This window comes from Streptomyces sp. NPDC102259, assembly GCF_044766465.1.
GTDB lineage: Bacteria > Actinomycetota > Actinomycetes > Streptomycetales > Streptomycetaceae > Streptomyces.
The window spans coordinates 1-26,968 of sequence record NZ_JBIWMA010000043.1 but is presented as its reverse complement, the minus strand read 5'-3'; the positions used below and the strand labels follow the sequence as shown (position 1 = coordinate 26,968).

Sequence of the window (26,968 nt, the reverse complement as noted above, 5' to 3'; positions counted from 1 at the left end):
GAAACGGCGCGGGTCTTGGTACTCCACAGAGCGTCGACCGCCCTCGGACCGGGGGTCAGTCCGCGTCGACGGCGATCTCCTCGCGCAGCCGCGCGAAGCAGCCGCTGAGCAGGCGGGAGACATGCATCTGCGAGATGCCCAGCTGCTCGGCGATCCGGCTCTGCGTCATGCCGGCGAAGAACCGCATGTACAGGATCGTCCGTTCGCGCTCCGGGAGGGCCCGCAGACAGGGCGCCACGGCCACCCGGTCGACGACGGCGTCGTACCCGGGATCGGGGTCGCCCAGGGCGTCCTCGAGGGCGTAGCCGTCCGTGCCGGGCAGTTCGGCCTCCAGCGACAGCGCGGAGAAGCACTCCAGCGCCTCGGCGCCGGTGCGCACCTCGTCCTCGGTCAGCTGTGCGTAGGCGGCGATCTCGGCGACGCTGGGCGGACGCCCGGGAGTCGTCTGCGACAGCTCCTTCGCGGCGTTGCGTACTCGGTTGCGCAGGTCCTGGACCCGGCGAGGCACGTGCAGCGTCCACATGTGGTCGCGGAAGTGCCGCTTGATCTCACCGGTGATCGTCGGTACCGCGTACGCCTCGAAGGCGCGGCCGCGTTCCGGGTCGTAGTGGTCGACGGCCTTGACGAGTCCGAGTGCCGCGACCTGGTACAGGTCCTCGAGGTTTTCGCCGCGCCCGCGGAACCGGACGGCGATCCGCTCGGCCATGGGGAGCCAGAGGCGGACCAGCTCGTCCTTGAGCGCCTGGCGCTCCGGCCCGTCGGACAGGCCGACGAGCCGCACGAAGGACTCGCCGGTGTCCGGCGCGTCGTCGTGGGGGTGCTGCTTCGTTCTGACGGTGCTACGCATCACGCGCGCCTTCCAGGAGGTTGCCGAGGGAGGGTCGGACACCGTGGGAAGCACGTACTCGGGCTGACGGGAGAACACCCGGGACCGGCCGCTCGGCGGCATCCCACGGACGTGCCTCCTGTCCGAAGCACTCCTTTCGGATTCCCGTCTTGCAATACCTTGAAACAATTTAACCCCATTTGTTCCATGTCGCTCTTGACCCCTGCTCGCGGCTCCTGCCGACTGCTCCCGCCCTCGACTGCTCGCCATCGGCTTCTCGCTCTCTTGACGCTCCCTTGGTGGATTACCTCTGACACAGAGATAATCTCGTCGCGTGGATCAGGAACGAGAGGACCGGGAGACGTTCCCCGAAGAGCTCGCCGACGCGCTCGTCGGCGTCCAGCGGCTGCTCAGACGGCGGCTGCGGGCCGGCCTGACCGTGCCGCGGCTGCGCGGCGCCGAGGTCGAGCTGCTGCGCCTGGTCGAGGCACGGCCCGGCATCGGCGTCTCGGACGCGGCCAAGGAGCTGTACCTGGCGGGCAACTCCGTCTCGACCCTCGTCAACCAGCTGGTCAAGGACGGCTACCTGGTCCGCGAGACCGACCCCGCCGACCGGCGCGTCGCCCGACTGCTGCTCACCGAGTCGGCCGAGGCCCGGCTGCGGGCGTGGCGGGAGCGGCGCGCCGCGCTCGTCGGCCGACAGGTCGCCCGCCTCGACGCCGCCGACCGCGAGGCCCTGCGCGCGGCGCTCCCGGCCCTGCGCGCGCTCGCCGTCAACCTGCACGAGGAGGCCGAGGAGTCATGACGACCGACAACGCCACGGACGCCGTCGCCTGCACCGGGCTCGCCTACGCCTTCGGTGACACGAAGGCGGTCGACGGGCTCGATCTGACCGTCCGGGAGGGCGAGGTCTTCGGCCTGCTCGGGCCCAACGGAGCCGGCAAGACCACCGCCATCCGCTGCGTCACGACCCTGCTGCCGGTCCCGTCCGGCATGGTGCGCGTCTTCGGTCACGACGCCGCCGCCGACCGGATGGCCGTACGGCGGCTGCTCGGCTACGTCCCGCAGCAGCTGTCCGCCGACTCGGGGCTCACCGGCCGGGAGAACGTCTCCCTGTTCGCCCGCGTCTTCGACGTCTCCCGGCGCGAGCGTGCCGAACGCGTCGGCCAGGCACTGGGCGCCGTCGGCCTCACGGACGCCGCCGACCGGCTCGCCGCCACCTACTCCGGCGGTATGGTCCGCCGTCTCGAACTCGCCCAGGCCCTGGTCAGCGCACCCCGGCTGCTGATTCTCGACGAGCCGACGATCGGTCTCGACCCGATCGCCCGAACGGGTGTCTGGGAGCACATCACCGCCGTCCGCGAGGCCACCGGCATGACCGTCCTGGTGACCACGCACTACATGGACGAGGCCGACCAGTACTGCGACCGGGTCGGCCTGATGCACCGCGGCCGGATCCGCGCCCTCGGCACCCCCGCCGAGCTCCGCCGGGGGCTCGGGGAACGCCGACGCGCCGAGGGCGCGCCGGCCACCGCCCCGCTGCCGACCCTGGAGGACGTCTTCCGGGACGTCGCCGGCAGCGGCCTCGACGACCAGGCAGGAGATTTCCGCGATGTCCGAAGCACCCGCCGTACCGCTCAGCGCGTCGGCTGACCACGCCCGCCCGCAGAACATCGACCTGCTGCTGCGGCCGCCCCGGCCCCGGGTCGGCTGGCGGCTGCTGCCGGCCAGGGTCGCCGCCCTGTGCGCCGTCGAACTGCAGAAGCTGCGCCACGACCGCACCGAGCTGTACACCCGGGCGGTCCAGCCCGCCCTGTGGCTGCTGATCTTCGGCCAGACCTTCACCCGCATCAAGGCGATCCCGACCGACGGCATCCCCTACATCGACTATCTGGCGCCCGGCATCATCGCCCAGTCCGCGATGTTCATCGCCATCTTCTACGGCATCCAGATCATCTGGGAGCGGGACGCCGGCGTCCTCAACAAGCTGCTCGTCACGCCGACTCCGCGCTCCGCGCTGATCACCGGCAAGGCGTTCGCGGCCGGTGTGAAGTCGGTGATCCAGGCGGTCGTCGTGGTCGTCATCGCCGCCCTGCTCGGAGTCGCCCTGACCTGGAACCCGCTGAAGCTCCTCGGAGTCGCCGCGATCGTCGTCCTCGGCTCGGCCTTCTTCTCCTGCCTGTCGATGACCATCGCGGGCATCGTCCTCAGCCGCGACCGGCTCATGGGCTTCGGGCAGGCGATCACCATGCCGCTGTTCTTCGGCTCCAACGCCCTCTACCCGGTCGACATCATGCCGGGCTGGCTCCAGGCCGTCAGCAAGGTCAACCCCCTCAGCTACGAGGTGGACGCGCTGCGGGGACTGCTCCTCGGCACGCCCGCGCACCTCGCCCTCGACTTCGGGGTGCTGATCGTGGCCGCCGGGCTCGGCATCGCCGCCGCCTCCTCGCTCCTGTGCCGGCTGGCCCGCTGACCCCGCCCGGGAACGTGATGTGCGGCACCCCCGCGGCGAACCCTTTCGCGGCCTGCCGGCGGATTCTTCCTGCGCACGGCTTGATCAGCGATCAAAAGGGATGAATTCCCTGGCCACAGCGCATTCCGCTCATTTGACAGTGCGATCGGCGCACGGATAGGAAGCAGCCGGTAGAAGTCGAGAGGTGGACTGTGTACGAGCCGAACGTGGTCGGGGACTGGCAGGAGTACGACGAGCACGCCGGTCTGCGGGTCCGCGTCCACCGCCTGGAGCAGAGTGAGCCGCCCAGGGGACGCGACGACGCGGCCGAGGGGCTGACGTACTTCTGCCTGCGGGTGACCGTCGAGAACCGGGGCGCCGGCCACTCCACGATCCACCTCGAGGACGGCCAGATCGACGTACGGCTCGGGGCCGAGGGCGAGAGCGCGTTCATCGACTGGCGCAACTCGCAGTTCATCGAGGGCTTCGACGTCCACCCCCTGCGCCGGGCCACCGCCGTGCTGTACGCGGCGGGACCCGAGGCGTCGCTCGGCCAGGTGGACGTCCAGATCCAGCTGCGGGTCGACGACGACTGGGCCGACCGCCGGCTGTGGACGGGCGGCATCGGCCTGGCCGAGGACTCCGGCGGGGCTCCGGCCGGTGCGGGCCGCGACAGCCTGGCCCGTCAGGTCAGCAACTTCCTGCGCGACCAGGCCGAAGAGGGCAGCGCCTGAGGGCGCCGCGCCCTTCGACGGATCGACGGGCGCGGCGGACGGGCGGGACGGATGGGCGTCGCGGAGGTCAGTGCGGGATGCCGTCGATGATCTCGCGCGCGCCCTGACGCAGCAGCGACACCGCCACCGACGTGCCGAGCGTCGCCGGGTCGAGCGGGCCGGCCCACTCGTGGGCGTTCAGCCGGGTCTTCCCGTCCGGGGTGAACACACAGGCGCGCAGGGACAGTTCGCCGCTGCGGTCCACGCGTGCGAAGCCGGCGATCGGGCTGTTGCAGTGCCCCTGGAGCACATGCAGGAACATGCGTTCCGCCGTGGCCTCCCGATGGGTGGCCGGATCGCCCAGTCCGCTGACGGCGTCGATGACGGCGGCGTCGCCCTCACGGCACTGGAGGGCGAGGATGCCCGCGCCGATCGGCGGCATCATCGTCTCCGGCGACAGCACCTCGCTGATGACGTCCTGCCGCCCGATGCGCTCCAGGCCGGACACGGCGAGCAGCAGCGCGTCCGCCTCGCCCGCCGCCAGCTTCTCCAGCCGGCGGTTGGCGTTGCCCCGGAACGGCACGCACTGAAGGTGGGGATGGGTGGCGGCGAGCTGGGCGACCCGGCGCACCGAGGAGGTGCCGACGCGCGTCCCGGCCGGGAGCTCGTCCAGGGTGCGGCCACCCGGGTGCACGAGGGCGTCGCGGATGTCGTCCCGCTGCAGGAACGCGGCGAACACCGTGCCCGCGGGCAGCGGCCGGTCCGCCGGCACGTCCTTGACGCAGTGCACCGCGAGATCCGCCGCGCCTGCCAGCAGCGCCGCGTCGACCTCCTTGGTGAAGGCACCCTTGCCGTCGACCTGGGACAGGTCGCCCATCCACTTGTCGCCGGTCGTCTTCACGGGGACGACCTCGGTGCGCACACCGGGATGCAGGGCGGCCAACTCCGAGCGCACGCGCTCCACTTGGGCCAGCGCCATGGGCGAGTCACGGGAGACGATACGGATCATTTCCGGAACGGACATGCGGGACACGATAGACCCTCGCGGACCGTGCCCCGTGCCGCTCGCCGGATTCGGCCACGGGCCGACGGCCCCTCGACGGCAGCTCCGCGGGCGCCCGGACGAAAGGCGGGCGACCGCTTCCGCGCCGTCAGGAGGTCACGTCGAGAACGAAGCGCCGTTTGTCGGTGCCGAGGGCGCCGAGCCGGGCGTAGAAGCGGATCGCCCCCTCGTTCCAGGCCGGGGTCTGCCACTCCACCTGGTTCATGCCCAGACTCCGGGCCTGGGCCGCCACGGCGCCCACCAGCAGGGCGCCCAGACCCAGGCCGCGATGGCCCGGGACGAGGAACAGACAGTCCATGAGGAGGTACTCGCGGCCCTCCCAGGTGGAGAGCTCGGGCGCGCAGGTCGCGTAGCCGACGACCTCGCCGTCGGGCAGTTCGGCGACCAGGCAGTACAGCCGGGGCGTCGGCGCGTCGAAGAGGAGCCCGGCCAGCCGCTTCGCGAGGTCGGGCACGGGCGGCGCGGCGCGCTCGTACTCCGCGTGCTGGCCGGCGAGTTCGGCGACGCGCGCCAGATCGGACCGTTCGGCGTGCCTGACCCGTGCGACGGCGCTCACCTGACGTCCCCCTCGACCGTGTCCGCGCCCCAGGCCGCCTCCCACACGCACGGCGCCGGCCCAACCCGCCCCGGCCGCGGCGCCTCCCGTGCGGCGGGCTCCGTCACCGTGCGCCCAGGCACCCCGAGCGTGTACGACTTGACCAGGTGTCCGGCTACCTCTCGCATGCCCAACGGCCGTGCGACGCGAACGTGATGACTGTCGGCGAGGGCGAGCAGCTCCTTCGCCGGCACGGCCGGCGGCAGTTCGTCATGAAGATCCATCCGGACATCATGGGGCGTGCGTGCGCCGCCGTCCACGGTCGGGGAGCGCGCGCACCCCGACCACGGACGGCGGCCATGGCTCACGCGGCGGGATCGAAGGCGATCCCGGACGGCTTCGCCGAGGAGAGGTGGTTGTTGAAGTTGGCGTCCTTCAGACCGAAGTTGGCGCTGCCGAAGTTGTACGCGCTCAACTTGTCCCGCAGGCCCGCCGGGTAGCCGTTCCAGCCGACCAGCGGCGGGTACTGCCAGGTGCCCTTGTGGTTCTCCGGCGGCTCGTCGTTGGAGTTGGCCAGCCGGAAGCAGTGCGTGCTGATGCCGTCCTTGTGGTAGACGACCTTCGCGTGCGAGCCGTCGAAACGGACGCCGGAGGCCGCGGTCACCGTGAACGAGCCGTGGTTGGACGTCGAGACGTACTGGACCTGGCCGTTCTGCACCCAGATCACGACGTGCTCCCAGTCGTGCCGGTGCCCGCCGATGCTGCTGCCCGCCACGGCCTGGTCCTTCTCGAAATAGAGGCCGTACAGGTACGCGCACCAGCCGTTGTTGCACTTGTAGCGCGAGTAGCTGTTGGTGTTGTCCAGGTCGGAGGCGTCCCGGCAACTGCCGTTGAGGGCGCCGGTCGGGTTGAGCCCGCCGTTGATCGTGCCGTCGGGGCCGATGGCAGGGGTCGAGTAGCAGCCGTCCGTGTCGTAGTCGAACGCGGGCTGATACGTCAGCTCGGCGGCTTCGGCGTTGGACGGCAGAGCCGTCGGCGGGGCGGCGAAGGCCGCCGACGGGAGGGCGACGACGAGCGCGGCGGCACCGGCGAACCCGGTGAGCCACCTCCTGCGGTGGACCTTGAACTTCGATGACGACACTGCGTCCTCCTCGGGGTTCGGGCGCAGCCGAACGGCTGTGTGGGGAGAGGGAGTTGAAAAGCAGCTCAGCTTCCCCGGTTTTCCCCTCCACGCCAAGAGGTCGCAGGCGTATCAGTGGTGAAGCACAGCCCAATACTTGGCTGCCGAGGCGACGTCAGGCGGATATGTCCGGCAGGTCCGCCGCCGACTCCTCGGGCGTCAGGTCCGGCCGCAGCCGAAGCCAGGACGGCTGGCGCAGCAGCCCCGCCCGGGTCCGCGTGCTGTACCGGACCTCGCCGACCAGCCGGGGCACGACCCACCGCGCGCCCGGCGCCTGCGGTACCGCGTCGAAGGGGCACTCGTCGGTCGACGCGGCCCGCAGGAGGGCGGCGAGTTCGACCCGCTCGGCCTCGCTCCAGCCGGTGCCCACCCCGCCGACGTACCGCAGGCCCGTCGCGGCCCGCTGCCCCACCAGGACGGCGCCGGGCAGTCCGGTCAGCCGCCCCTTGCCCGGCAGCCAGCCGCCGACCAGGACGTCCGCGACCCGCATGTTCCGGATCTTGATCCAGGCGCGGGAGCGCACCCCCGGCTCGTACACCGAGTCCAGACGCTTGCAGACCAGCCCCTCCAGGCCGTGCGCGCGGGTCGCCTCCAGGGCCTCCCGCCCGTGTCCGACCAGGGCGCGCGGCGTCGACCAGAACGGCCCGTCCAGCGCCAGCGCCTCCAGCCGGGCCCTGCGCCGCGTGTACGACAGCGGGAGGAGGGACTGTCCGCCGAGATGCAGCACGTCGAACAGCACGAGATGCACGGGGGCCGTCGCCGCCAGCCGCGCGGCCCTGCCCGGCGCCTGGACCAGGCCCATCCGGGACTGGAGCAACTGGAAGTCGGCCCGGCCCTCTCCGTCCAGGGCGAGGATCTCGCCGTCCAGCACGGCGGGCGTGCCGCCGAGCGCTTCGGCCAGCGGCCGCAGCTCGGGATAGGCGGCGGTGATGTCCTCCCCCGAACGGGCGCGCAGGGTGACGCTCCCGTCTCCGGCGAGGTACACCACGGCCCGCTGCCCGTCCTGCTTGGTCTCGTAGGCCCAGCGCGCGTCCTGGGCGGTGGGCGGCAGCCGGCCCGGGGTGGCGAGCATGGGGGCGATGCGAGGGAGGGTCACTGGTGAGTTGTGGACGCGGCCGGACCGAAGCACGCGGAAGAGGCCGCGGTTTCGCCTGAACGGCGCTGCGCCGATCGCGCGCTCAGTGGTCGCCGGCCAGCGGCTCGGGTGCCCGGACCAGCCCCGACTGGTAGGCGATGACGACCAGCTGGGCGCGGTCCCGGGCGCCGAGTTTCGTCATGGCGCGGTGCACATGGGTGCGGACCGTCAGCGGGCTGACGACGAGCTCCTGGGCGATGTCCTCGTTGGAGCGGCCCTGGGCGACCCGGGCCGTCACCTCGCGCTCGCGGGTGGTGAGCCCGGCGAGGTCGTCGGGGAAGCCGAGCCGGGCGCCCTCCGCGGGGGAGGCGAGGAAGCGGGCGACCAGGCAGCGGGTGGCGATCGGGGAGAGGAGCGAGTCGCCGGAGGCGACGGTGCGGATCCCGTCGAGGAGGGTGTCGGCGGTGACGTCCTTGCCGAGGAAGCCGCTCGCGCCGGCCCGCAGCGCCCGGGCGACGTACTCGTCGATCTCGAAGGTCGTCAGGATCAGGACCCGGGTGCCGGACAGGCCCGGGTCGGCGCAGACGTCGGCGGTGGCGGCGAGGCCGTCGGTGCCGGGCATGCGGATGTCCATGAGGACCACGTCGGGGCGGTGCAGCCGCGCGAGGTCGACCGCCTGGGCGCCGTCGCCGGCCTCGCCCACCACCTCCATGTCGTCGCAGGTGTCGATGAGAATCCGGAACGTTGCCCGGAGCAGGGCCTGGTCGTCGGCGAGCAGTACGCGGATGGTCATGACGTCCGTTCGGCCGCGAGAAGCAGGACGGCCGTCATGGTGTCGACGGCGAGGTCGGCCGGGCCGGTTGGGTCGCCGGGGCCGGTTGGGTCGCCGGGGCCGATTGGGTCGGTGGGGCAGGTCCGGTCGGTCGGGTCGGGCGGGTCGGTGTTCACCACACGCATGGCAGTTCCACCTCGATCACCGTCGGTCCGCCCGCCGGGCTGGTCACCCGCACCGTCCCGTCCAGCGCGGCGACCCGGCGCCGCATGCCGAGCAGCCCCGATCCGGCGCTCTCGTCGACGCCGCCGCACCCTTCGTCGCGCACGCGGACGCCCAGCCCGGTCCGGGAGCGGGCCAGCAGGATCTCGGCCCGGTCCGACCCGCTGTGCTTGGCGGCGTTGGTCAGCGCCTCGGCGATCACGAAGTAGGCGGCCGACTCCACCGCGGCCGGCGCCCGGGGTCCGTCGGGCAGCCGGTCCGTCCGGACGGTCACCAGCAGTCCGCTGCCGCCCGCCAACGCCCGTACGGCCCCCTCCAGTCCCCGGTCGGTGAGGATCGGCGGGTGGATGCCGCGCACCACGTGCCGCAGTTCGGTCAGTGCCTCCTCGGCCTGGTCCTGCGCGTCGGAGAGCAGCTTCCGCGCGGTGTCGGGGTCGGCCCCGTACGCTCGCTGGGCCAGTCCGATCCGCATCGACAGCGCCACCAGCCGCGCCTGGGCGCCGTCGTGGAGGTCCCGTTCGATGCGGCGCAGTTCGGCGCCGTGCGCGGCGACCGCGTCCGCCCGGGTCGCGGTGAGCTGCTCGACCCGACTGGCCAGCAGCGCCTTGGGGGAGGGCCTGAGCAGGGCGGCCGACCAGCTCGCCTCCAGGTCGGCGAGCCGGACGAGCAACGGCAGGACCAGCGCCTCGCGGCCCAGCAGTCCGCGCCGCACACCGTCGACGAGGAGGCCCGCCGGCCACAGCGGCAGCATGAGCACCGTCAGCCAGCCGTAGGCGTAGTACGCCCCCAGCCAGCGCAGATCGGTGAGGGTGCCGGGATCCCCGACGGCCGTCCGCAGCCGCTCGCGCAGCGGGCCGTCGACCGGTCGGTACGCCTCCGGTATCTCCCGGCCGGTCCAGGACGCCGTCAGCCGCCGTTTCGCCCCGGCGATCCGGCGGATCAGCAGCACGGTCTCGGGCACCAGCCAGATCCCGACCCCCGAGACCGCGCCCGTGGCGGCGATCAGCAGGACGGTGATGAAGAGGTACGACCCGAAGGCCATGGCGGCGGCGAGGAAGAGGTGGACCGTGGCCCGCGCCGCCTGCCGCAGGGTCGCGCGCATGGAGTGCCGTTCCTCTCGTGAGGAGAAGCCGGGAAAGGGGACGGTGGGGGTGGTGGGGGTGGTGGGGGAGAACGACGCGGCCCGCCGACCGGGTGACGCCGGTCGGCGGATCCGTCGGCCCCGCCGGCCGGGCGGCGCCCCGAAGGCGCGCGGGGCGCGGGGCGTGGGTGCTGGGCGTGGGGAACCGTGCGACCGGCCGCGACGGACCGCAGCCGGTCGACGGCGCGTCGCGGCGCTTCCAGTCGGCCGCTCAGTCGTCCAGCGTGACGACGACCTTCTCCGCGGCGCCCGGAGTCAGGGCCAGCTCGAAGGCGCGGCCGGCCTCGGAGAACGGGACGCGGTGGCTGATCAGCTTGGCGAACCGCTCCTGGTGCTCGACCAGTTCCGGGGTCACCTCGAAGATCTCGGTCGGGTAGCCCTGGGAGGCGATGAGGGTGAGCTCGCTGCGGAGCATGCCGCCGAGGTCGATCTCGCCCTTCTTCTGCACGGCCACCATGACCAGCTTCGCGTGCCACTTCGCCGACTGCACCACGGTGTTGAAGACCACCGGGGCGCCGGCCGCGTCGATGAAGACGTCGGTGCCCGGCCGGGGCTGGCCCAGGGCGTTGGCGCTCTGCCCGTGCAGTTCGGTCAGCCGCGCGGCCACGTCCTCCTCGGCCGAGTTGATGACGGCGTCCGCCCCGACGGCCAGTGCTTTCTCCAGCCGGGAGGGGATGACGTCGGCGACCACCACGTGCTCTACACCGCGCAGCTTCAGCCAGATCGCCGCGCCCAGACCGATCGGCCCGGCGCCGAACACGACGACCTTGTCGCCCGGTCCCGCCCCGGAGCGGTTGACGGCGTGCCGGGAGACGGCCATCGGCTCGTTGAGCGAGGCCACGTCGAACGGCACGGTGTCGGGGAAGACGGCGACGCTCTTTCCGACCTCGGCGTTCTCGATCAGCAGGTATTCGCTCATCCCGCCGAACTTCCCGCCGCAGCCGATGATGCCGGTGGGCGCGTCCTGCGGGTTGACGACCACGCGGTCGCCCGCCTTCAGGCCGTCCACCTCGGCGCCGACCTCCACGACCTCGCCGGCGGGCTCGTGGCCGAGCGCCACCGGGATCAGCTCGCCGCCCAGATGGGCGCGGGCGGGCATGCCGCCCATGTGCAGGAAGGTGACGTCGGTGCCGCAGATGCCGCAGGCGCGGATCCGTACGAGCGCGTCCCGGGGACCGGGCACCGGACGCTCGACGTCCACGACGTCGATCTTGCCGACCCCGCCGGTCCGGACGGACTTCATCGTGCTCATGTAGGGAGCCTTTCTCGCTGGGGAACTCGGTTGCCTGAGACAGGTGTTGCCGGCTCGGGGAGCTGTGCTCGGCCGGGGGAGGAGCGGCCGGGGCGGCCGAGTGTGCGGGGAGGGTGGGTAGCGTCCCGGGGCCCGGCGCCGGGCGGGGTGGGTGCCGGCTGCCGGGCCCGGGGACCGCGCCGATCCCCGTCCCCACGGGTTCGGCGGCCGGGGAGCCGCCTCCGCTCAAGGCGGTCTCCCGGATTGCTTGAGTTAGGCAAACACATCTGGATTACTTGAGTCAAGCAAATGGCAGAATTTTACTTGAGTTAGGCAACCAGAAGAGCGGTGAGCGGGCGGCGCGTACCTGGCGTGGCTGCTCAGGGGGAGCGGGGCGCGGTCGGTATCCGAGTCTGGGCGTACCGCGGGGTACGGGCGACCGCGTACCCTGCGGATACCGCAAGGGGTGTGGTCTGCGCGTCGTCCGTACGCAGGAGGCGCGGTACACGTACGCAGTAACTTACTTGAGTTACGCAACAAGATGGTAAAGTGGGTCGCATGTCCACCGAACCGTTCCCGTTGCCCTCCGTCGCGACTCCAGAAGTGATCGAGATCGAGCGCGCGCTCACCCGCATCACCTACCTGAGCACCCGTGCCCGCCAGCACGACCGGCTGATGACGCTGGCCGGGGTCCCCCTGGACCGCGCCGCCGTGGCGCTGCTGCGGCAGGTCGCCGACTCCGAGCCGCTGCGGCCGGGGGAGCTGGCGCAGCGGCTGGGCGTGGAGGCCTCCCATGTGACCCGCACGGTGCAGCAGCTCCAGAAGTCCGGGTACGTCACCCGGGTCCCCGACCCGGACGACGGCCGGGCCCAGCGGATCCAGCTCACCGACGCCGGCCGCGCGGCCGTCGGCCGGGTCCGGGACGCGGGCGCCCGGGGCATGCAGCTGGCGCTGGCCGACTGGTCCCCGGAGGAGCTGGGGCAGCTCGCCACGCTCTTCCACCGGATGGTCGACGACTTCCTCTCGTACGCCGTGGACGAGGAGCCCGAGCAGCCGGCCGCGGCTCCCCGCGCCTGACCCTCAGACGGGCGAGCCGGTCACGGCCGACGCAGCGGGGGCGGGGACCGGCTCGCGCAGCCCGCGCAGCAGGAACCAGGCCACCACCGGCGGTATCAGCAGGGGGAGCAGAGCGGTCCGCAGAGACGTGGCGTCCGCGAGCGCGCCCAGGGCCGGCGCGGCCGCGCCCCCGATGCCGACCGTCAGCCCGAGGGTCACGCCGCTCGCGGTGCCCACCCGCCGGGGCAGACAGTCCTGGCCCAGCGTCACCTGCAGGGAGAACGGCACGTACAGCCCGGCCGAGGCGAGCGCGACGAACAGGTACAGGGGCGGGCCCGAGGCCAGGACCACGCCGGCCACGGCGAGCACCGTCACGGCGTACGCGTGCCGTACGACCCGGAGCCGTCCCCAGCGCCCGGCCAGCCGGCTCCCGGCCAGCGTCCCCACGGCGCCGCCCGCGTAGAGGACGCACAGCGCGGCCGTCCCCGCCGCCGCCCCGCCTCCGGCGCGTTCCCGGACGTACAGCGGCACGAACGTGCCCAGGCCGACGAAGACGACCGAGCGGCACACCACGGCGCCCGACAGGCGCAGGAACGACGGCCAGTCGTCCCGGCCCGCCCCCTCGGCCGGCACCGCAACGGTCCCGTCCCGGCCGGCCGCCGAGCGCACCGCGGCCACGCACAGCGCCACGCCCGCCAGGGCCGGCAGCCCCAGCAGCGGCGAGGCGCGCAGACCCCAGGTCGCGACGACGGCCGCGACCAGCGGCGGGGCGAGCGCGAAGCCGAGGTTGCCGCCGAGCGCGAACCAGCCCATCGCCGTATGGCGGCCCTCCGAGGCGGCACGCGCCGCCCGCGCGGCCTCGGGGTGGTAGGCGGCCACCCCGATCCCGGACACGGCCACCGCCGCCAGGGTGAGCGGGTACGAGCCGCCGATCCCGCTGACGGCGATCCCCGCGCCGGAGGCCGCCGCCGCGAGCGGCAGCAGCCACGGCATCGCCCACCGGTCGGTCAGCACGCCGAACAGCGGCTGCGCCACCGACGACAGCAAGGAGGCCGCCAGGACGATCCCCGAGGCGGCGGCGTAGGAGTAGGAGCGCTCGGCGACGAAGAAGGGGACCAGTGCGGCCACGGCCCCCTGGTACACGTCCACGCAGGCGTGACCCAGGGACATCAGGGTGATGGATCGGTTTTTCGGCACCCTGCGATCGTCACGACCCGGGCGGCTGTCGCGCTTCCGATAATCTGCCGCCTTGTGTCGAACATCCGCCACGTCCGCCACATCCGCCATACACCGACCGCGCCCACCCGGGTCCAGCCGCTGGCCGCGGGCCGGCGCGTCGACGCGCACCGGCACGACGACCACCAGATCGTCTACGCGGGCTCCGGTGTCCTGGCCGTCACCACCGACGCCGGCACCTGGTTCGCACCCGGCACCCGCGCGCTGTGGGTGCCCGCCGGAACCGTGCACGCGCACCGGGCGTACGGCCGGCTGGACCTGCACCTGGTCGGTCTGCCCGCCGACGACAACCCGCTCGGCCTGGACGCGCCGACCGTCCTCGCCGTCAGCCCGCTGCTACGGGAGCTGATCCTCGCCTACACCAAGGCCCCGGACGACCCGAGCCCCGAACGCGCCCGTCTGCTCGCCGTGCTGCGCGACCAGCTGCGCGCCTCCCCGCACCAGCCGGCCCGGCTGCCCACCCCGGCCGACCCCCGGCTGGCCGAGGTCTGCGCCCTCGTCCACGCCGACCCGTCCGACCAGCGCACCCTCGCCGCCCTCGGCGCGGCCACCGGTACCGGCGAGCGCACCCTCAGCCGTCTCTTCCGCCGCGAGTTCGGCATGACCTTCCCCCAGTGGCGCACCCAGTCCCGGCTCTACCACGCGCTGCGCCTGCTGGCCGACGGCACGCCCGTCACGACGGTCGCCAACCGCTGCGGCTGGTCCTCCGCCAGCGCCTTCATCGACGTGTTCCGCAGGGCGTACGGGTACACCCCCGGCCGGCACCCCGGCCGGGCCCGGGAGCCGTCCTAGACGCGCACGAAACCGCCGGTCCACTCGTCCTCGTCGAGGGTGTGCTCGTCGATGACGAAACAGTCCGGCTCGTCGGCGAAGCCCGGCAGCAGCCGGGCCCGGCGCCTGCGCTCCGCCGCCTTCTCGGGTGTGGAGTAGACACCGAGCAGCTTGGCGTCGTCGCCGTCCTCCTCGTCGACGTGCACCGTCTCCCCGTCGAGGTGCAGGGTCGCACCGCCTTCACCGGCTTCGTTCCGGTGCCCGATGTGCCACAGCAGATAGACGGTCATCCGGGCAGGCTATCCCCAGCCGCCGGCAACCACGGTGCGCTCCCGCCCAGTTGGGGGAGCCTTGCCCGGGTCCCGCCCCGCGACCCCGCCGCCGGACCCCCGCTTACCCTCCAGTAGGGTCGGGCGCCAGGTCATCAGAGGAGGAACCGTGTCCCGGTCCGAACGCTCACCCCTGCTCCTGGCGGGCCTGCTGGCCGGCATGGGCGTGGCCCACTTCGCCGTGCCGCGCCCGTTCGACGCGATCATCCCGCGCACGCTCCCGGGCTCGCCCAGGGCCTGGACGTACGCCAGCGGGGTCGCCGAGCTGGCGCTGGCGGCGGGAGTGGCGCTGCCGCGGACCCGCAGGACGGCCGCGCTGGCCGCGGCCGGGCTCTTCGTCGGCGTCTTCCCCGCCAACGTCAAGATGGCGTGGGACTGGCGGCACCGCCCCGCCCCGCTCAAGGCCGCCGCCGTGGCCCGGCTTCCCTTCCAGGTGCCGCTCGTGCTGTGGGCCCGCAACGTCGCCGACGGCGCCGGCGCCGCGAAGATCACGGAGGGACGGTCATGACCAAGGCTCCGGAGACCGGCGACCTCGTCGAGGACTTCGCGCTGCCGGACGAGACCGGCACGGTGCGCAGCCTGACCGACCTGCTCGCCGACGGGCCGGTAGTCCTCTTCTTCTACCCCGCCGCCCTCACCGCGGGCTGCACCGCGGAGGCCTGCCACTTCCGTGACCTGGCGGCCGAGTTCGCCGCCGTGGGCGCCCGGCCCGTCGGGATCAGCGGGGACTCCGTCGACCGCCAGCAGGAGTTCGCCGGCCGGCACTCGCTCGGCATGCCGCTGCTGTCCGACGCCGACGGGGCGGTGCGGGAACGGTTCGGCGTGAAGCGCGGCTTCTCCCTCGCCCCCACCAAGCGGGTCACCTTCGTCATAGGGAAGGACCGCACCGTCCTCGAGGTCGTCCGCAGCGAGCTGCGGATGAACACCCACGCCGACCGCGCCCTCGACGCGCTGCGCGCCCACCGCGCCTGAGCGACGAGGCGGGGGCACCCGAGGAGGCCCGGGACGCCCGGACGGCCCGGACGGCCGGGGAGCGTCGTGCGCCCCGGTCGGCCCGTCGCGGTTGATGCGTCGGGACAAAGGGACCATTCTGGACGACATGGAGCATGTCGTCGCTGCGGCGGTCATCGATGCTCACGGCATCGTGGCGGGCTGGAGCGAGGGTGCCCGTCTGCTGACGGGCCATGCGGCCGCGGAGGCGGTGGGGCGGGCGGTGACCGATCTGCTCGCCGAGGAGCTCCCGCGGCTTCCGGCGCGGGCGTGGACCCGGCCCGTCGTCGTACGCCACCGCGACGGCCGGCACGTCACCCTGACCGTCACCGCCTGCCCGGTGCTCGGCCCCGAAGGGGAGCCCACCGGCTGGACCCTCGCCGCGGAACGGCCCTCCGCCCCGGAACCGACCCTCGCGGGGCGGGCCTTCCAGCAGGCGTCCATGTCGATGTCCGTCTTCGACCCCCACCAGCACTATCTGCGGCTGAACGAGGTCGCCTGCAAGGTCATGGGCGTCTCCGAGGACGCCCTGCTCGGCCGCCACTTCCCGGACACCGTCCAGGAGGCCGAGCACAGCCGCGGCTTCGACTGGCACCTCCGCCAGGTCGCCGAGACCGGCCGCCCGATCCGCTACGAGAGCTGGACCGGCGCCCCCTCCCTCAACCGGGAGCACGCGTGGACCACCGAGATGTGGCCCGTGCGGGAGCCGACGGGCGAGGTCGTCGGCGTCGCCCTGGCCGCCTTCGACAGCACCGAGCAGTACCTGGCCCGCCAGCGGCTGGCCCTGCTGAACGAGGCCGCGGCCCTGATCGGCACCACCCTCGACATGGTGCGCACCACCGAGGAGGTGGTCGACCTCCTCGTTCCCCGGTTCGCCGACTTCGTCAGCGTCGACCTGCTGGACTGGGTCCTCGGCGCCGACGAGCCGCCGCCCGTCCCGGAGGGCGAGGTCGTGCTGCGCCGGGTCGCCCACGGCTCCGCCCACGAGGGCACCCCCGAGGCGGCGGTCCGCCTCGGCGAGACCGACGTCCATCCGCCCTTCAGCCCACCCGCGCGCGCCCTGCGGGAGGGGCGTGCCGTCCGCCTTCAGGCGGGTGAGCCCGATTTCATGCGGTGGCTCGCCGAACGCAACGCGCGCGCCCCCGAGGGCCGCCGCCACCGGACCGGCGTCCACTCGGTGATCTCGGTGCCGCTGCGGGCCCGCGGCACCATCCTCGGCGTCCTCGTCGGCGTCCGTATCGCCCATGTCGACGACTACGAGGCCGACGACGCCGTATTCGCCGAGGAGCTCGCCAGCCGGGCCGCCGTGTGCATCGACAACGCCCGCCGTTTCGCCCGCGAACGCACCACCGCCCTCGCCCTCCAACACAGCCTGCTGCCCCGGGGTCTGCCAGGACAGGCGGCCGTCGAGGTCGCCCACCGCTATCTGCCCAGCGGCTCCATGGCCGGCATCGGCGGGGACTGGTTCGACGTCATCCCGCTCTCCGGCAGCCGGGTCGCCCTCGTCGTCGGCGACGTCGTCGGACACGGCATCCCGTCGACGGCGACCATGGGCCGGCTCTGCATGGCCGTGCGCACGCTCGCCGACGTGGATCTGCCACCCGACGAACTCCTCACCCACCTCGACGACCTCGTCACCCACCTCGCGGCGTACGACGACGGGGGCGAGGACGTCGCGGAGCTCGGCGCCACCTGCCTGTACGCCGTCTACGACCCCGTCAGCCGCCGCCTCACCCTCGCCGCCGCCGGGCACCCGGCCCCCGCCTTCGTCCTGCCCGACGGCACCGCGCAGCTGGTCCGGATGACCCCCGGGCCGCCGCTCGGGGTCGGCGGACTGCCCTTCGAGGCGGTCGAACTGGAGCTGCCCGAGGGCGCGGTCGTCGCCCTCTACACCGACGGCCTGATCGAGCACCGCGACCGTGACGTCGACCGTGCCGTCAGCGAGCTGTGCAGCGCCCTGACCGCACCCGCCGCCAGCCTCGACGCCCTCTGCGACACCGTGCTCAAGGCGGTCCTGCCGGAAGAGCCCAGCGACGACGTCGCCCTGCTGCTCGCCCGCACCCGGGCGCTCGGCGCGGACCAGGTCGCCACCTGGGACGTCGAACCGGACCCCGCCCAGGTCGCCGCCACCCGTCAGGCGGCGACCGAGCAACTGACCGCGTGGGGCCTTCAGGAGGCCGCCTTCGTCACCGAACTCGTCGTCAGCGAACTCGTCACCAACGCCATCCGCTACGGCGCACCCCCCATCCGGCTCCGCCTGATCCGCGACCGCAGCCTCATCTGCGAGGTCTCCGACGGCAGTTCGACCTCCCCGCACCTGCGTCGCGCCCATGCCTTCGACGAGGGCGGGCGTGGTCTGCTGCTGGTCGCGCAGCTCACCCAGCGCTGGGGCAGCCGCCAGACGGACCGGGGCAAGACGATCTGGGCGGAGCAGCCGCTGGAGCCCGAGTGATCACTCGACGGCGGGGTCCGCTCCGGCTCCGACCGACCGGACCCCGCCGTCCGCTCAGAACTCCTCGTGCACCTCGGGGTCGCCGCCCAGCCGCCGGTGCGGCCGCTCGGCGATCGCCGCCAGCTGCGCCGGTCCGAGCTCGAAGCCGAAGACGTCGAGGTTGGCGCGCTGCCGCTCGGGGCTGGACGACTTCGGGATGGGGACCGCGCCGAGCTGCAGGTGCCAGCGCAGGACGACCTGGCCGGGCGTCACGCCCAGCGACTCGGCGACGGAGACGACGGCCGGGTCCTCCAGGAGCGCCGAACCGCGGCCCAGCGGACTCCAGCTCTCCGTGCGGACGCCCTTGGCCTCGTGGAAGGCGCGCAGCTCGTCCTGCGGGAAGAGCGGGTGCAGCTCGATCTGGTTGACGGACGGCAGCACGCCGGTCTCCTTCTCCAGCCGCTCGATGTGCGCGGCGGTGAAGTTGGAGACACCGATGGACCGGACCAGGCCGTCCTCGCGCAGCTTGATCATGGCCCGCCAGGAGTCGACGAATTTGTCCACGCGGGGCAGCGGCCAGTGGATCAGGTACAGGTCCACGTAGTCGAGGCCGAGCCGCTGCCGGGACTCCTCGAAGGAAGCGAGGGTCTCCTCGTAGCCGTGGTGGCGGCCGGGCAGTTTCGTGGCCACCACGAGCTCCTCGCGCGGCACCCCGCCCCGGGCCACGCCCCGCCCGACCCCGCTCTCGTTGCGATAGTTCGTCGCCGTGTCGACGAGCCGGTAGCCCAGTCCGAGCGCCTCGGCCACGGCCCGCTCCGCCTCCGCGTCGTCCATCGGCCAGGTGCCCAGCCCCAGGGCCGGGAGCTTCGTACCGTCGTTGAGCGTGTACTCCGGGATGGTGCTCACCAGGGGGACCTTTCCTCGACTGTGTCGTCCGTGCCGTCCCACCAGCCTCACCGATGAGGCGGGGATCGATCAACCGGAGGCCGCGGGGCGGGACGTCCGACGTCGGCGCGGGCGTCCGACGCCCTGTCGCCAGGCCGTCGATTCGCTGTCACGATCTTCCCGGAGCCGTGACGGACGACCAGTGCAGACGAGCGGAGCACGCATGACGACGGACAGCCGGGCCACCCCCTTCGACGACCAGACGGCCGAGAAGGCCGCGCGGGCGGCCGGAGTGGAGGTGAGGCCGGTCGCCGGACACATCGGCGCCGAGATCGAGGGCGTCGACCTGGCCGCGGGACTCGACGACGCCCAGGTCGCCGTGGTCAGGGCGGCGGTGCTGCGCTGGAAGGTGGTGTTCTTCCGCGGGCAGCGCCTCGACCACGCGGGCCACGTGGCGTTCGCGCGACGGTTCGGCGAACCCGTCGTCCTGCGCAGGCGCGGCGGCGCGTCACCGGCGGACTTCCCGGAGATCGAGACGACCGCCGACCGCCTCGAACTGGGCGGGAAGTTCGGCATGGAGCACGAGGAGTGGCTCCGTCGCCGCCGGCACACCCTGCTGCGCGGCTGGCACTGCGACCACGGCGCCCGCGTCGACCCGCCGGCCGCGACGATCCTGCGCGCCGAGACCGTACCGCCCTACGGCGGTGACACGACCTGGTCCAACCTGGCGGCCGCCTACGCCGGACTCTCGGCGCCCCTGCGGGAGTTCCTGGCCGGGCTGCGCGCCGAGCACCGGCTCGGCGTCGGCTACCAGCCCCGCCCCGGCGACGACGCGTACGTCCGCCATCTCCTCGATCACCAGGTCGCCTCGATCCACCCCCTGGTACGCGTCCACCCCGAGACGGGGGAGCGCGTGCTGTACGTCAACGGCTACTACGTCGAGCAGATCACCGACCTCTCCCGCGCGGAGAGCCGGGCCGTCCTGGACATGCTGCTGGAGGAGGCGACCCGCCCCGAGTACACGGTCCGCTTCCGCTGGGAACCGGGCAGCGTGGCCTTCTGGGACAACCGCGCCACCATCCACCTCGCGCCGAGCGACAACGCGCACCTGGGGTTCCCCCGCACGATGCACCGGGTGATGCTCACCGGCGAGATCCCCGTCGGCGTGGACGGCAGGCCGTCCGAGGCGGTGACGGGAACCGAGCCGGGCCGCTGGTGAGGGCCCTCAGACCCCGGCGTTGGGCCGCCACCCGAGCGCCGGGCCCAGCTTCGTCGCCATGTCGGTGAGGATCTGTACGTAGTCCTCGTGCCCGAAGGTGAACGGCAGGGCGAAGGCGACCTCGTCGATCTCGCGGAACGCGGCGTGGGCGTGCAGGCGTTCGGCGATCTCGTCCGAGGTGCCGACCAGGTCCGGGGCGAACAGCAGCCGGGCCGGTCCCTGCGGCGAGGTCGTGCGGGGGAGCCGCTTCGCCGCGAACTCCTCGTACCTCGCGCGCTGTTCGGGTGAGGCGGAGTCGGTGGGGATGACCACGAGCCCCTGGGAGACACGGGCCGCCTCACCGTCGGGGTGGGCGGCGCGGAAGGCGTGGACGTGGGACAGCTGGATCTCGGCGAACTCCCTGGTGTCGTCCGGGCCTTCGGCCTTGACGACACTGCTGGTGAGGAAGTTCATGCCGTGTTCCCCGGCCCACCGCGCCGAACTCAGGCTGCCCCCGCCGTACCACAGGCGGCGGCCGAGACCGGGGGAGTGCGGCTGCACCCGGTCCGAGAACACCTCGAAGCCCTCGACCCCGCTGAAGTCGGTGGCGGACTTGCCGCGCACCAGGTCCAGCAGCCGCCGCGCCCGCTCGTAACCGAAGTCCTCCGCCTCGGCGGTGTCCGGGTACAGAGCCTCCTTGACCTGCTCGTAGTGCATCGGCGGGCCGACGCTCACCCCCGGGTTGAGCCGGCCCCCGGCGAGGATGTCGACGGTGGCCAGGTCCTCCGCGAGGCGCAGCGGGTTCTCCCAGCCCAGCGGGATGACCGCGGTGCCGAGCTCGATGCGCCGGGTGCGCTGCGAGGCGGCCGCCAGGACGGCGACGGGGGAGGAGATGCCGTACTGGAGGTGCCGGTGGCGCACCCACGCGCTGTCGAAGCCGAGCCGCTCACCCAGCTCGATGATCTCCAGCGTGGTCTCGTGCCCCCGGCCCGGATCGTCCGCGTCGAACAGCCCGATGGTGAGGAAGCCCAGCTTGCGCAAGGGGCGTGAGATCGAAGGCACGGGGCTCCTCCATGGTTCGACGGCACGTAGGGCCGTACAAGTGTTCTTCGCCGATTGTCGCAGGCGGGCTCAGACCAGCGGGATCGTGACCTCGTCCTCGACCGGCGGGTTCAGTTCCTGGGCGCGGTTCCCGGTGGCCGCGAAGCAGCGCAGCCGGACCGACTCCGGGGTGACGTCCAGCCGCAGGAAGCACTTGAAGAACGGCGGGCTGTACGTCACCGAGCTCGGCGAGAAGAGCTGGGTGTAGATCTTGCGCACCGGCAGCCGCAACCGCTTGCGGCGCTCCGGACGGCTTCCGGTGCCCAGCAGACCGGCCAGCAGCCGGATCCGCCGCGTCACCCTGACCTCCGGGCCCGGTGTGCGGGTCGGCGGGATGCCCAGCCGCTCGGCGACCACCGCCTGGGCCTCGGCCTCGGTGAGGGCGAAGAAGCGGCGCATCCGCAGCCGGCGCCCGTAGAGCCGGCTGTAGAAGGCGAGGGAGTCGCCGCGCAGCGGATAGCAGCGGAAGTCCCGTTCGGTGACGCCGGCGACGGACACCCGGGGGATGGTGTGCGTGGCGTGCATGAAGGCGCCCCCGCCGCCCGAGACCACGTACTGCAGCGTCCGCCCGTCCGCCAGACGCACCGGGTAGCGCTGGTAGTTGTGGATGTCGCCGCCTATCGCCGCCACGTAGTGGTGCTCGGGCGCGCTGACGATGTCGTCGACGGTGCCACCGCCCTCGATGGGGCACGGGTGGTGCTCGCCGTCGACGTAGAGGGGCGAGCCGGTGACGAGGATCTTGGGGCGCGGCCCCTGCGACACCGCGCGCAGCCACGCGCCCTGTTCGGCGTCGAGCGTGCCCAGCAGCCCGGTGTCGATGCCGATGATGCGCACCGGGCCGGCGTCGATCGCCCAGTACGGCCCGGGCTGCACCGCCAGCTGGCCTGTCGCGGACCTCAACGCGCGGGCCTCCGCGAGACGTTGGCCGTCGTGCGCACGCGGCCGGTGCCACAGCAGGGCACGCAGCCGGGCGCGGCTGAGCGGGCGTGGCGTGGGCTCGGCCGGCAGGGGCGGGGCGTCGCCGCAGAAGACCCGCATGAACGCGCCCAGATCCTCGTACCAGTCGTGGTTGCCCGGTATCGCGTAGATGGGAGCCGGGTAGTCCCGGTACGGGCGGAAGAACTTGGCGCCGTAGTCGTCGGCGCTGCCGACCGGATAGATGACGTCACTGGCGAGCACGGCGAAGGACGTGCCCTGACTGGCCCTCAGAAAGCCGGGTACGACGGCGTACTGGGGATCGTCGCCCTCACCCGTGTCGCCGATGACCATGAAGGAGAAGCTGTCCGGGTCCGTGCGCCGGATCACCTTGTCCTCGGGTGCGCCGGCCGCCGCCCGCTGCGCCACCAGACGGCCGCGGGTACGGCCCGTCGGGTCCCCGAACCACGACGCCAGCACGCCGTTGCGAGCGGCCCACAGCATCCGGGGATCGAGCCACGAGATCTTCTCGGTCCGGTCCGGCATCAGCTGTCGGTACGCGCCTCGGTCGGCGCCGACCCAGCCGGCGCCTTCGGCGGTATCGCGTGAGGAGTCAGACACCGGTGCACCGTAGCAATGATCCACAGCGCGGCAGGAGTCCACCCGGCCGACTTCATGCACCGGCATCTAATGCCCTTGACACTTTCCGGGGCCGACCACATAGGTTGAAGCGATCTGTCACGAAGGGCGGAGGCCCCCGATGCGCGCACCTGGCACGACACCGCACGGTGTCGGCACGGGCACGCGGCTGATCACCCGACGGCATGTCGACTACTGCCGTACCGCCTCCGCCGTCTGTCCTTCCGCACGCCGCTGACCCCCGCCGGCCCGTCGGGCCGGTCGACTCGTCGTGCCCCGGAAGGAACTCCCTTTGTCCGGTCCCGCCCTGCGGCTCGCCGTCGAACTCGACGGTGACGGCGCCCACCCCGTGGCCTGGCGCCGCGCCGCCCACTCGCCCGACCATCTGCTCACCCCACGCCGGGTGGCCCGCGTCGCCGCCGCCGCGGAGAACTCCGGGTTCACCCTGATCACCCTGGAGGACGGCGCGCTGCCGCCCGGCGGCGCCCCCGACGTCGTCGGCCGCATCGGGGCGGTGGAGCGGGCCGCGTTCCTCGCCGCGTCGACCAGCGTCGTCGGCATCGCGCCCGTCGTGCCGCTCACGTACGCCGAACCCTTCCACGTCTCCAGCCAGTTGGCCTCCCTCGACCACATCTCGGTCGGGCGCGGCGGCTGGGTGGTGGGCGAGGAGGAACACCCCGGGGCGGCCCGGGTCTGGGGCCGCCCGCACGTCGACGGCGAGGCCGCCCGTGCCCGGGAGTCCCGCGACGGGGTCGAGGTCGTCCGCGCCCTGTGGGACTCCTGGGAGGACGACGCGGTCATCCGGTCCGTCGCCACCAGCCGCTACCTCGACCGCGACCGGCTGCACTACGTCGACTTCGCCGGTGACGCCTACGCGGTGAAGGGTCCGGCCATCGTGCCGCGCCCGCCCCAGGGGCAGCTCGTCGTCCTCGGCCGGACCGACCGGGTCCCCGCCGAACAGCTCGACGTGGCCCTCGTCGAGGGCCGCGACCTCACCGCGGTCGCCGCGGCCGCCGCCGACGCCGGAACGCCCCGCACCTTCGCCGAGATCGAGGTCGCCCTCGACACGGCCCACGCCACCGCCGAGGAACGCGTCGCCGACCTCGAACAGCACGCTCCCTGGGCCGACCGGGGACGGCTGCGCCACATCGGCTCCGCCTCCGGACTCGCCGTCCTGCTCGGGCGGTTGCGGGGCGTCGTGGACGGAGTGCGCCTGCACCCGCTCGTGCTCGACGAGGATCTGCCGGAGCTGTCCCGGCTCGTCCTGCCCCACCTCTTCGAGCGGCGCTTCGCCGTGCGCTCGCTGCCCGGCGCGTCCCTGCGCACCCACCTGGGCCTGGAACGCCCCGCCAACCGCTACGCCGCCGGCCCGGACCGCGAGGCCCTTCAGGAGACCCGATGACCCGCACCGACCCCCTCGACGTCCCCCGGCCGGGCGCCCAGCTGCACTTCGGCGTCTTCTTCCAGGGGGTCAACCACTGGACCATCTGGTCCGACCCGGCCAGCGGCTCCCAGATCGATCCCGCGAACTTCCGGCGGGTCGCCCAAACCGCCGAGCGCGGCTTGTTCGACGCATTTTTCCTGGGGGAGGGGCTGCGGCTGCGCGAGGTCGACGGACTGATCCACGAACTCGACGTCGCCGGACGGCCCGACGCCATCACCCAGCTCGCCGCGCTGGCCGCCGTCACCGACCGGATCGGCCTGGTCAGCACCTCCAACACCACCTTCAACGAACCCGCCGACCTCGCCCGCCGGCTCTCCGGCCTCGACCTGCTGTCCGAGGGCCGCGCCGGCTGGAACGTGGTGACCACCGACAACGCCTGGACCGGGGCCAACTTCCGGCGCGGCGGCTACCTCGACCACGCCGACCGCTACCGGCGCGCCGAGGAGTTCCTCACCGTGGCCCGCGCCCTGTGGGACGGCTGGGCCGACGGGGCCGTGTCCGGCGCCGCGGGCGCCCCCGCCTGGGCGGCGCCGGGAGCCGTGGACCGGGTCCGGCACCGGGGAGCGCAGTTCGACGTCGACCTCCTGCCCACCCTGCCCCGCAGCGGCCAGGGCCACCCGGTGATCTTCCAGGCCGGGGACTCCGGCGAGGGACGCGACTTCGCCGCCCGCAACGCCGACGTCATCTTCTCCGCGCACGGCAGCGACTTCGACGACGCGCTCGCGTTCGCCGAGGACGTCCGGCGTCGGCTGCTCGCCGCCGGACGGCCCGAGGACGACCTGCGCATCCTGCCCGGCACGGAGATCATCATCGGGGCGACGGAGGCGGAGGCGCTGGAGAAGAAACAGTGGATCCGCCTCCAACAAGTCACCCCGGCAACGGCGTTGGGCGTCGCCGGCCTGCTGTGGGGCCTCGACCTCTCGGACCGGGACGCCGACGGACCGCTGCCCAAGGAGGACCCGGTCGTCGCCGAGAACGACGGCTCCTTCGGCGCCCGGCGCGTCGCCGACCCGCGCCAGGTGGTCGCCGAGTGGCGCGAGAAGGCGGAGGCGCACGGCTGGTCGCTGCGCGAGACCGTCATCGCCCTCGGACCGCAGCGCGGGCACGTCGGCACTCCCGCCGGACTCGCCGACCGGTTCGCCCACTGGGTCCGGCACGGCGCCGTCGACGGCTTCAACGTCACGCCGTACCTCATTCCGGACGGTCTCGACGACATCGTCGACCTGCTCGTCCCGGAACTCCAGGAACGCGGTGTCTACCCCACCGAGTACACGGGCCGGACGCTCCGTGAGCACCTGGGCCTGCGCGAGCCCCTCACCCACCGCTCCACGACCGACGGGCGGCAGGCGGGCTGACCGCCTCCTCCGCCGTACCGGCCCGCCCCGCCCGGGCGGCCCGGTTCCACTCGCCGTCGCCGAGCACGAGCAACGGATCGAACATCACCACCACCCCGGCCATCAGCAGGAAGATGACCGGTCCGATCAGCATCGGCAGCAGCAGCGAGGTGGGGCTGTCACCGGCCCACGACGATGTCGCGCCGTGCACATGGACGCTCACCGCGGCCATCGCCGTGTAGTGCATCCCGGACACGGCGACGCCCATCACCAGGCTCGCGCCCAGGCTCGTCAGGAACCCGCGGATCGTGACCGCCGCCCACAGGGCGGCGGTCGCGGCCACCACGGCGATCAGCACCGAGAGCGCCACCGTGCGCGGGGCGTACTCGATGTCGCCGTTGAGCTGCATCGCCGCCATGCCCAGGTAGTGCATGGCGGCGACCCCGATGCCCGTGACGGTGCCCGCGAGCGACAACGACCCTCGGTCGGCGCCCCGGTAGCCCACGATGAACACGCCGACGCCGACGACCGCGACCGCGACCGCGAGGCTGAGCACGGTCAGGCCGACGTGGTAGCCGATCCGGGTCTCCTCCACCTGGAAGCCGATCATGGCGATGAAGTGCATCGTCCAGATGCCGCAGCCGATCGACGCGGCCCCCAGTGCCAGCCAACCCGGTTTCCAGGACCCGCCGTTGAGCAGCGTCCGTACGATGCAGCGCAGCCCCAGAGCTCCTCCCAGGCAGGCCATCACAAAGGCCGCCACCGGAGTCACCACCCCGTACCGGAAGCCGTCTATGGTGCCTTCCATCATCAACTCCCCCCAGAGCGACGACTGTTCGTGAAGGACGTGTCTACGGGTAGGGGAGTGGTGAAAGCAAGCGTTTCCTGAGAGTCGAGGGCCACGAGAACGCCGTGGCCGTCGACTCCCCGACGGTCACCGCAGCGTGAGCGGGGTCTCGGCTGCGAAGCGGGTCAGCTTGTCCGGATTGCGGACGTAGTAGAGGCCGGTGATCCGGGCGTCCTCGACGCGGATCGCCATGACGCCGTCCAGCACGCCGTCCAGGTGTACGGCGAGAGCCGGGTTGCCGTTGACCACGGTGGGCCCGAGGGTGAGGGTGCTCTCGATCTTGCCGGTGCCGCCGAGGACGAGGCGGGCCACCTTGTCGGCACCGATCACCGGCCGCGGCGCGGCGTGTTTGACGCCGCCGCCGTCTCCCACGTAGACGACCTCAGGGGCGAGCACGTCGAGGAGGCCCTGGAGGTCCCCGGTCTCGAACGCGCGCCGGAACGACTCCAGAGCCGCCCGGGTCTCGCCGGGGGAGACCGTCCGTCGGGGCCGGCGGGCGTCGACGTGCTTGCGGGCGCGGTGGGCGATCTGGCGGACGGCCGCGGGGCTCTTGTCGACGGCGGCCGCGATCTCGTCGTAGCT

At 73.0% G+C, this 26,968-nt stretch carries 28 protein-coding genes and 1 pseudogene; 12 read left to right on the top strand and 17 right to left on the bottom strand.

The genetic code is table 11. The features are described 5' to 3' along the window. Positions 1-55 precede the first annotated feature (55 nt). Positions 56-847, bottom strand: a complete 792-nt coding sequence (locus ACIRPU_RS42750; protein ID WP_403878176.1) for a SigB/SigF/SigG family RNA polymerase sigma factor — start codon at positions 845-847, stop codon at positions 56-58. Positions 848-1,160: 313 nt separating this feature from the next. Between ACIRPU_RS42750 and ACIRPU_RS42745 the strand changes: the two genes are divergently transcribed. The 4 genes from ACIRPU_RS42745 to ACIRPU_RS42730 all read left to right on the top strand — a co-directional run bounded on the left by ACIRPU_RS42745 (position 1,161) and on the right by ACIRPU_RS42730 (position 4,012). Further along, positions 1,161-1,631 (top strand): MarR family winged helix-turn-helix transcriptional regulator, encoded by a 471-nt coding sequence (locus ACIRPU_RS42745; RefSeq protein WP_403878173.1) that lies wholly within the window; start codon positions 1,161-1,163, stop codon positions 1,629-1,631. Further along, positions 1,628-2,479, top strand: a complete 852-nt coding sequence (locus tag ACIRPU_RS42740) for an ATP-binding cassette domain-containing protein (RefSeq protein WP_403878170.1) — start codon at positions 1,628-1,630, stop codon at positions 2,477-2,479. Before ACIRPU_RS42745 ends, ACIRPU_RS42740 begins: the two co-directional genes overlap by 4 nt. Continuing rightward, positions 2,439-3,299 carry an ABC transporter permease gene (locus tag ACIRPU_RS42735; protein ID WP_403878167.1) on the top strand — a complete coding sequence of 287 codons (861 nt, stop codon included), beginning with the start codon at positions 2,439-2,441 and terminating at the stop codon, positions 3,297-3,299. The genes ACIRPU_RS42740 and ACIRPU_RS42735 overlap by 41 nt, the downstream gene beginning before the upstream one ends. A gap of 191 nt (positions 3,300-3,490) precedes the next feature. Beyond that, positions 3,491-4,012, top strand: a complete 522-nt coding sequence (locus ACIRPU_RS42730) for a hypothetical protein (RefSeq protein WP_403878164.1) — start codon at positions 3,491-3,493, stop codon at positions 4,010-4,012. A 67-nt stretch (positions 4,013-4,079) separates the two neighbouring features. Here ACIRPU_RS42730 and hemC read toward each other — a convergent pair whose 3' ends face one another. The 9 genes from hemC to ACIRPU_RS42685 form a co-directional block, all read right to left on the bottom strand. Beyond that, positions 4,080-5,015 (bottom strand): hydroxymethylbilane synthase, encoded by a 936-nt coding sequence (gene hemC, locus ACIRPU_RS42725; RefSeq protein ID WP_355710385.1) that lies wholly within the window; start codon positions 5,013-5,015, stop codon positions 4,080-4,082. 127 nt (positions 5,016-5,142) lie between these two features. Continuing rightward, positions 5,143-5,610, bottom strand: a complete 468-nt coding sequence (locus tag ACIRPU_RS42720) for a GNAT family N-acetyltransferase (protein ID WP_385570080.1) — start codon at positions 5,608-5,610, stop codon at positions 5,143-5,145. After that, a complete protein-coding gene (locus tag ACIRPU_RS42715) occupies positions 5,607-5,873 on the bottom strand; it encodes a hypothetical protein (protein ID WP_403878160.1) in 267 nt (88 codons plus the stop codon). Before ACIRPU_RS42715 ends, ACIRPU_RS42720 begins: the two co-directional genes overlap by 4 nt. An 80-nt stretch (positions 5,874-5,953) precedes the next feature. Continuing rightward, positions 5,954-6,730, bottom strand: a complete 777-nt coding sequence (locus ACIRPU_RS42710; protein WP_355710379.1) for an NPP1 family protein — start codon at positions 6,728-6,730, stop codon at positions 5,954-5,956. Between the two features lie 154 nt (positions 6,731-6,884). Then, positions 6,885-7,865, bottom strand: a complete 981-nt coding sequence (locus ACIRPU_RS42705; RefSeq protein WP_403878157.1) for an ATP-dependent DNA ligase — start codon at positions 7,863-7,865, stop codon at positions 6,885-6,887. 82 nt (positions 7,866-7,947) lie between these two features. Then, a complete protein-coding gene (locus tag ACIRPU_RS42700) occupies positions 7,948-8,637 on the bottom strand; it encodes a response regulator (RefSeq protein ID WP_403878154.1) in 690 nt (229 codons plus the stop codon). Further along, entirely contained in the window at positions 8,634-8,801 is a 168-nt protein-coding gene (locus ACIRPU_RS42695) for a hypothetical protein (protein ID WP_403878150.1), read from the bottom strand. The genes ACIRPU_RS42700 and ACIRPU_RS42695 overlap by 4 nt, the downstream gene beginning before the upstream one ends. After that, complete coding sequence (locus ACIRPU_RS42690; protein ID WP_403878147.1) at positions 8,789-9,940, bottom strand: histidine kinase; 1,152 nt, start codon at positions 9,938-9,940, stop codon at positions 8,789-8,791. The genes ACIRPU_RS42695 and ACIRPU_RS42690 overlap by 13 nt, the downstream gene beginning before the upstream one ends. Positions 9,941-10,190: 250 nt before the next feature. Then, complete coding sequence (locus ACIRPU_RS42685; protein ID WP_403878144.1) at positions 10,191-11,231, bottom strand: zinc-binding dehydrogenase; 1,041 nt, start codon at positions 11,229-11,231, stop codon at positions 10,191-10,193. 537 nt (positions 11,232-11,768) lie between these two features. Between ACIRPU_RS42685 and ACIRPU_RS42680 the strand changes: the two genes are divergently transcribed. Continuing rightward, the gene (locus ACIRPU_RS42680; protein WP_355710407.1) at positions 11,769-12,287 is read left to right on the top strand and encodes a MarR family transcriptional regulator; all 519 of its coding nucleotides are present in this window, start codon (positions 11,769-11,771) and stop codon (positions 12,285-12,287) included. Positions 12,288-12,290: 3 nt separating this feature from the next. On the opposite strand, the gene ACIRPU_RS42675 is transcribed toward ACIRPU_RS42680, so the two are convergent. Continuing rightward, on the bottom strand, positions 12,291-13,436 hold the full coding sequence (locus ACIRPU_RS42675; protein ID WP_403878195.1) for an MFS transporter: 1,146 nt from the start codon (positions 13,434-13,436) through the stop codon (positions 12,291-12,293). An 81-nt stretch (positions 13,437-13,517) separates the two neighbouring features. Between ACIRPU_RS42675 and ACIRPU_RS42670 the strand changes: the two genes are divergently transcribed. Continuing rightward, positions 13,518-14,294: an AraC family transcriptional regulator gene (locus ACIRPU_RS42670; RefSeq protein WP_403878140.1), complete on the top strand. Its 777-nt coding sequence runs from the start codon at positions 13,518-13,520 to the stop codon at positions 14,292-14,294. Here the strand turns inward: ACIRPU_RS42670 and ACIRPU_RS42665 are convergent. After that, the gene (locus ACIRPU_RS42665) at positions 14,291-14,563 is read right to left on the bottom strand and encodes a hypothetical protein (RefSeq protein WP_355710409.1); all 273 of its coding nucleotides are present in this window, start codon (positions 14,561-14,563) and stop codon (positions 14,291-14,293) included. The two genes, ACIRPU_RS42670 and ACIRPU_RS42665, sit on opposite strands and share 4 nt — an antisense overlap. Positions 14,564-14,711: 148 nt before the next feature. On the opposite strand from ACIRPU_RS42665, the gene ACIRPU_RS42660 reads away from it, so the two are divergent. From ACIRPU_RS42660 to ACIRPU_RS42650, 3 genes are all read left to right on the top strand, one after another. Further along, complete coding sequence (locus ACIRPU_RS42660) at positions 14,712-15,110, top strand: hypothetical protein (RefSeq protein WP_384120143.1); 399 nt, start codon at positions 14,712-14,714, stop codon at positions 15,108-15,110. Further along, positions 15,107-15,574: a peroxiredoxin gene (locus ACIRPU_RS42655; protein WP_385569447.1), complete on the top strand. Its 468-nt coding sequence runs from the start codon at positions 15,107-15,109 to the stop codon at positions 15,572-15,574. The genes ACIRPU_RS42660 and ACIRPU_RS42655 overlap by 4 nt, the downstream gene beginning before the upstream one ends. A 127-nt stretch (positions 15,575-15,701) precedes the next feature. Continuing rightward, a complete protein-coding gene (locus tag ACIRPU_RS42650; RefSeq protein WP_403878135.1) occupies positions 15,702-18,044 on the top strand; it encodes a SpoIIE family protein phosphatase in 2,343 nt (780 codons plus the stop codon). 54 nt (positions 18,045-18,098) lie between these two features. Here ACIRPU_RS42650 and ACIRPU_RS42645 read toward each other — a convergent pair whose 3' ends face one another. Further along, positions 18,099-18,929, bottom strand: a complete 831-nt coding sequence (locus tag ACIRPU_RS42645) for an aldo/keto reductase (RefSeq protein WP_403878132.1) — start codon at positions 18,927-18,929, stop codon at positions 18,099-18,101. 202 nt (positions 18,930-19,131) lie between these two features. On the opposite strand from ACIRPU_RS42645, the gene ACIRPU_RS42640 reads away from it, so the two are divergent. Next, positions 19,132-20,127: a TauD/TfdA dioxygenase family protein gene (locus tag ACIRPU_RS42640; protein ID WP_403878129.1), complete on the top strand. Its 996-nt coding sequence runs from the start codon at positions 19,132-19,134 to the stop codon at positions 20,125-20,127. Positions 20,128-20,133: 6 nt separating this feature from the next. Here the strand turns inward: ACIRPU_RS42640 and ACIRPU_RS42635 are convergent, their stop codons facing one another. Beyond that, positions 20,134-21,168, bottom strand: coding sequence for an LLM class flavin-dependent oxidoreductase (locus tag ACIRPU_RS42635; RefSeq protein ID WP_403878126.1), 1,035 nt, complete (start codon positions 21,166-21,168; stop codon positions 20,134-20,136). A gap of 69 nt (positions 21,169-21,237) precedes the next feature. Then, the gene (locus ACIRPU_RS42630; protein ID WP_403878123.1) at positions 21,238-22,743 is read right to left on the bottom strand and encodes a metallophosphoesterase family protein; all 1,506 of its coding nucleotides are present in this window, start codon (positions 22,741-22,743) and stop codon (positions 21,238-21,240) included. 310 nt (positions 22,744-23,053) lie between these two features. Between ACIRPU_RS42630 and ACIRPU_RS42625 the strand changes: the two genes are divergently transcribed. After that, entirely contained in the window at positions 23,054-24,163 is a 1,110-nt protein-coding gene (locus tag ACIRPU_RS42625; RefSeq protein ID WP_403878120.1) for an LLM class flavin-dependent oxidoreductase, read from the top strand. Beyond that, positions 24,160-25,560: an NtaA/DmoA family FMN-dependent monooxygenase gene (locus ACIRPU_RS42620; RefSeq protein WP_403878118.1), complete on the top strand. Its 1,401-nt coding sequence runs from the start codon at positions 24,160-24,162 to the stop codon at positions 25,558-25,560. The genes ACIRPU_RS42625 and ACIRPU_RS42620 overlap by 4 nt, the downstream gene beginning before the upstream one ends. Here ACIRPU_RS42620 and ACIRPU_RS42615 read toward each other — a convergent pair. Together ACIRPU_RS42615 and ACIRPU_RS42610 are read right to left on the bottom strand one after the other, a co-directional pair. Continuing rightward, on the bottom strand, positions 25,520-26,347 hold the full coding sequence (locus ACIRPU_RS42615) for an MHYT domain-containing protein (protein WP_403878115.1): 828 nt from the start codon (positions 26,345-26,347) through the stop codon (positions 25,520-25,522). The two genes, ACIRPU_RS42620 and ACIRPU_RS42615, sit on opposite strands and share 41 nt — an antisense overlap. 126 nt (positions 26,348-26,473) lie before the next feature. After that, a pseudogene (locus tag ACIRPU_RS42610) lies at positions 26,474-26,968 on the bottom strand (RNA polymerase subunit sigma-24); the annotation flags it as partial.

What these genes read in the sequence shown, in the direction of transcription:
- ACIRPU_RS42675 (WP_403878195.1), bottom strand. Translation starts at nt 13,436, where the DNA reads ATGTCCCTGGGTCACGCCTGCGTGGACGTGTACCAGGGGGCCGTGGCC.
- ACIRPU_RS42620 (WP_403878118.1), top strand. Translation starts at nt 24,160, where the DNA reads ATGACCCGCACCGACCCCCTCGACGTCCCCCGGCCGGGCGCCCAGCTG.
- ACIRPU_RS42650 (WP_403878135.1), top strand. Translation starts at nt 15,702, where the DNA reads ATGGAGCATGTCGTCGCTGCGGCGGTCATCGATGCTCACGGCATCGTG.
- ACIRPU_RS42695 (WP_403878150.1), bottom strand. Translation starts at nt 8,801, where the DNA reads ATGCGTGTGGTGAACACCGACCCGCCCGACCCGACCGACCGGACCTGC.
- ACIRPU_RS42750 (WP_403878176.1), bottom strand. Translation starts at nt 847, where the DNA reads ATGCGTAGCACCGTCAGAACGAAGCAGCACCCCCACGACGACGCGCCG.
- ACIRPU_RS42685 (WP_403878144.1), bottom strand. Translation starts at nt 11,231, where the DNA reads ATGAGCACGATGAAGTCCGTCCGGACCGGCGGGGTCGGCAAGATCGAC.
- ACIRPU_RS42700 (WP_403878154.1), bottom strand. Translation starts at nt 8,637, where the DNA reads ATGACCATCCGCGTACTGCTCGCCGACGACCAGGCCCTGCTCCGGGCA.
- ACIRPU_RS42665 (WP_355710409.1), bottom strand. Translation starts at nt 14,563, where the DNA reads ATGACCGTCTATCTGCTGTGGCACATCGGGCACCGGAACGAAGCCGGT.
- ACIRPU_RS42680 (WP_355710407.1), top strand. Translation starts at nt 11,769, where the DNA reads ATGTCCACCGAACCGTTCCCGTTGCCCTCCGTCGCGACTCCAGAAGTG.
- ACIRPU_RS42615 (WP_403878115.1), bottom strand. Translation starts at nt 26,347, where the DNA reads ATGGAAGGCACCATAGACGGCTTCCGGTACGGGGTGGTGACTCCGGTG.
- ACIRPU_RS42740 (WP_403878170.1), top strand. Translation starts at nt 1,628, where the DNA reads ATGACGACCGACAACGCCACGGACGCCGTCGCCTGCACCGGGCTCGCC.
- hemC (WP_355710385.1), bottom strand. Translation starts at nt 5,015, where the DNA reads ATGTCCGTTCCGGAAATGATCCGTATCGTCTCCCGTGACTCGCCCATG.
- ACIRPU_RS42690 (WP_403878147.1), bottom strand. Translation starts at nt 9,940, where the DNA reads ATGCGCGCGACCCTGCGGCAGGCGGCGCGGGCCACGGTCCACCTCTTC.
- ACIRPU_RS42715 (WP_403878160.1), bottom strand. Translation starts at nt 5,873, where the DNA reads ATGGATCTTCATGACGAACTGCCGCCGGCCGTGCCGGCGAAGGAGCTG.
- ACIRPU_RS42735 (WP_403878167.1), top strand. Translation starts at nt 2,439, where the DNA reads ATGTCCGAAGCACCCGCCGTACCGCTCAGCGCGTCGGCTGACCACGCC.
- ACIRPU_RS42655 (WP_385569447.1), top strand. Translation starts at nt 15,107, where the DNA reads ATGACCAAGGCTCCGGAGACCGGCGACCTCGTCGAGGACTTCGCGCTG.
- ACIRPU_RS42640 (WP_403878129.1), top strand. Translation starts at nt 19,132, where the DNA reads ATGACGACGGACAGCCGGGCCACCCCCTTCGACGACCAGACGGCCGAG.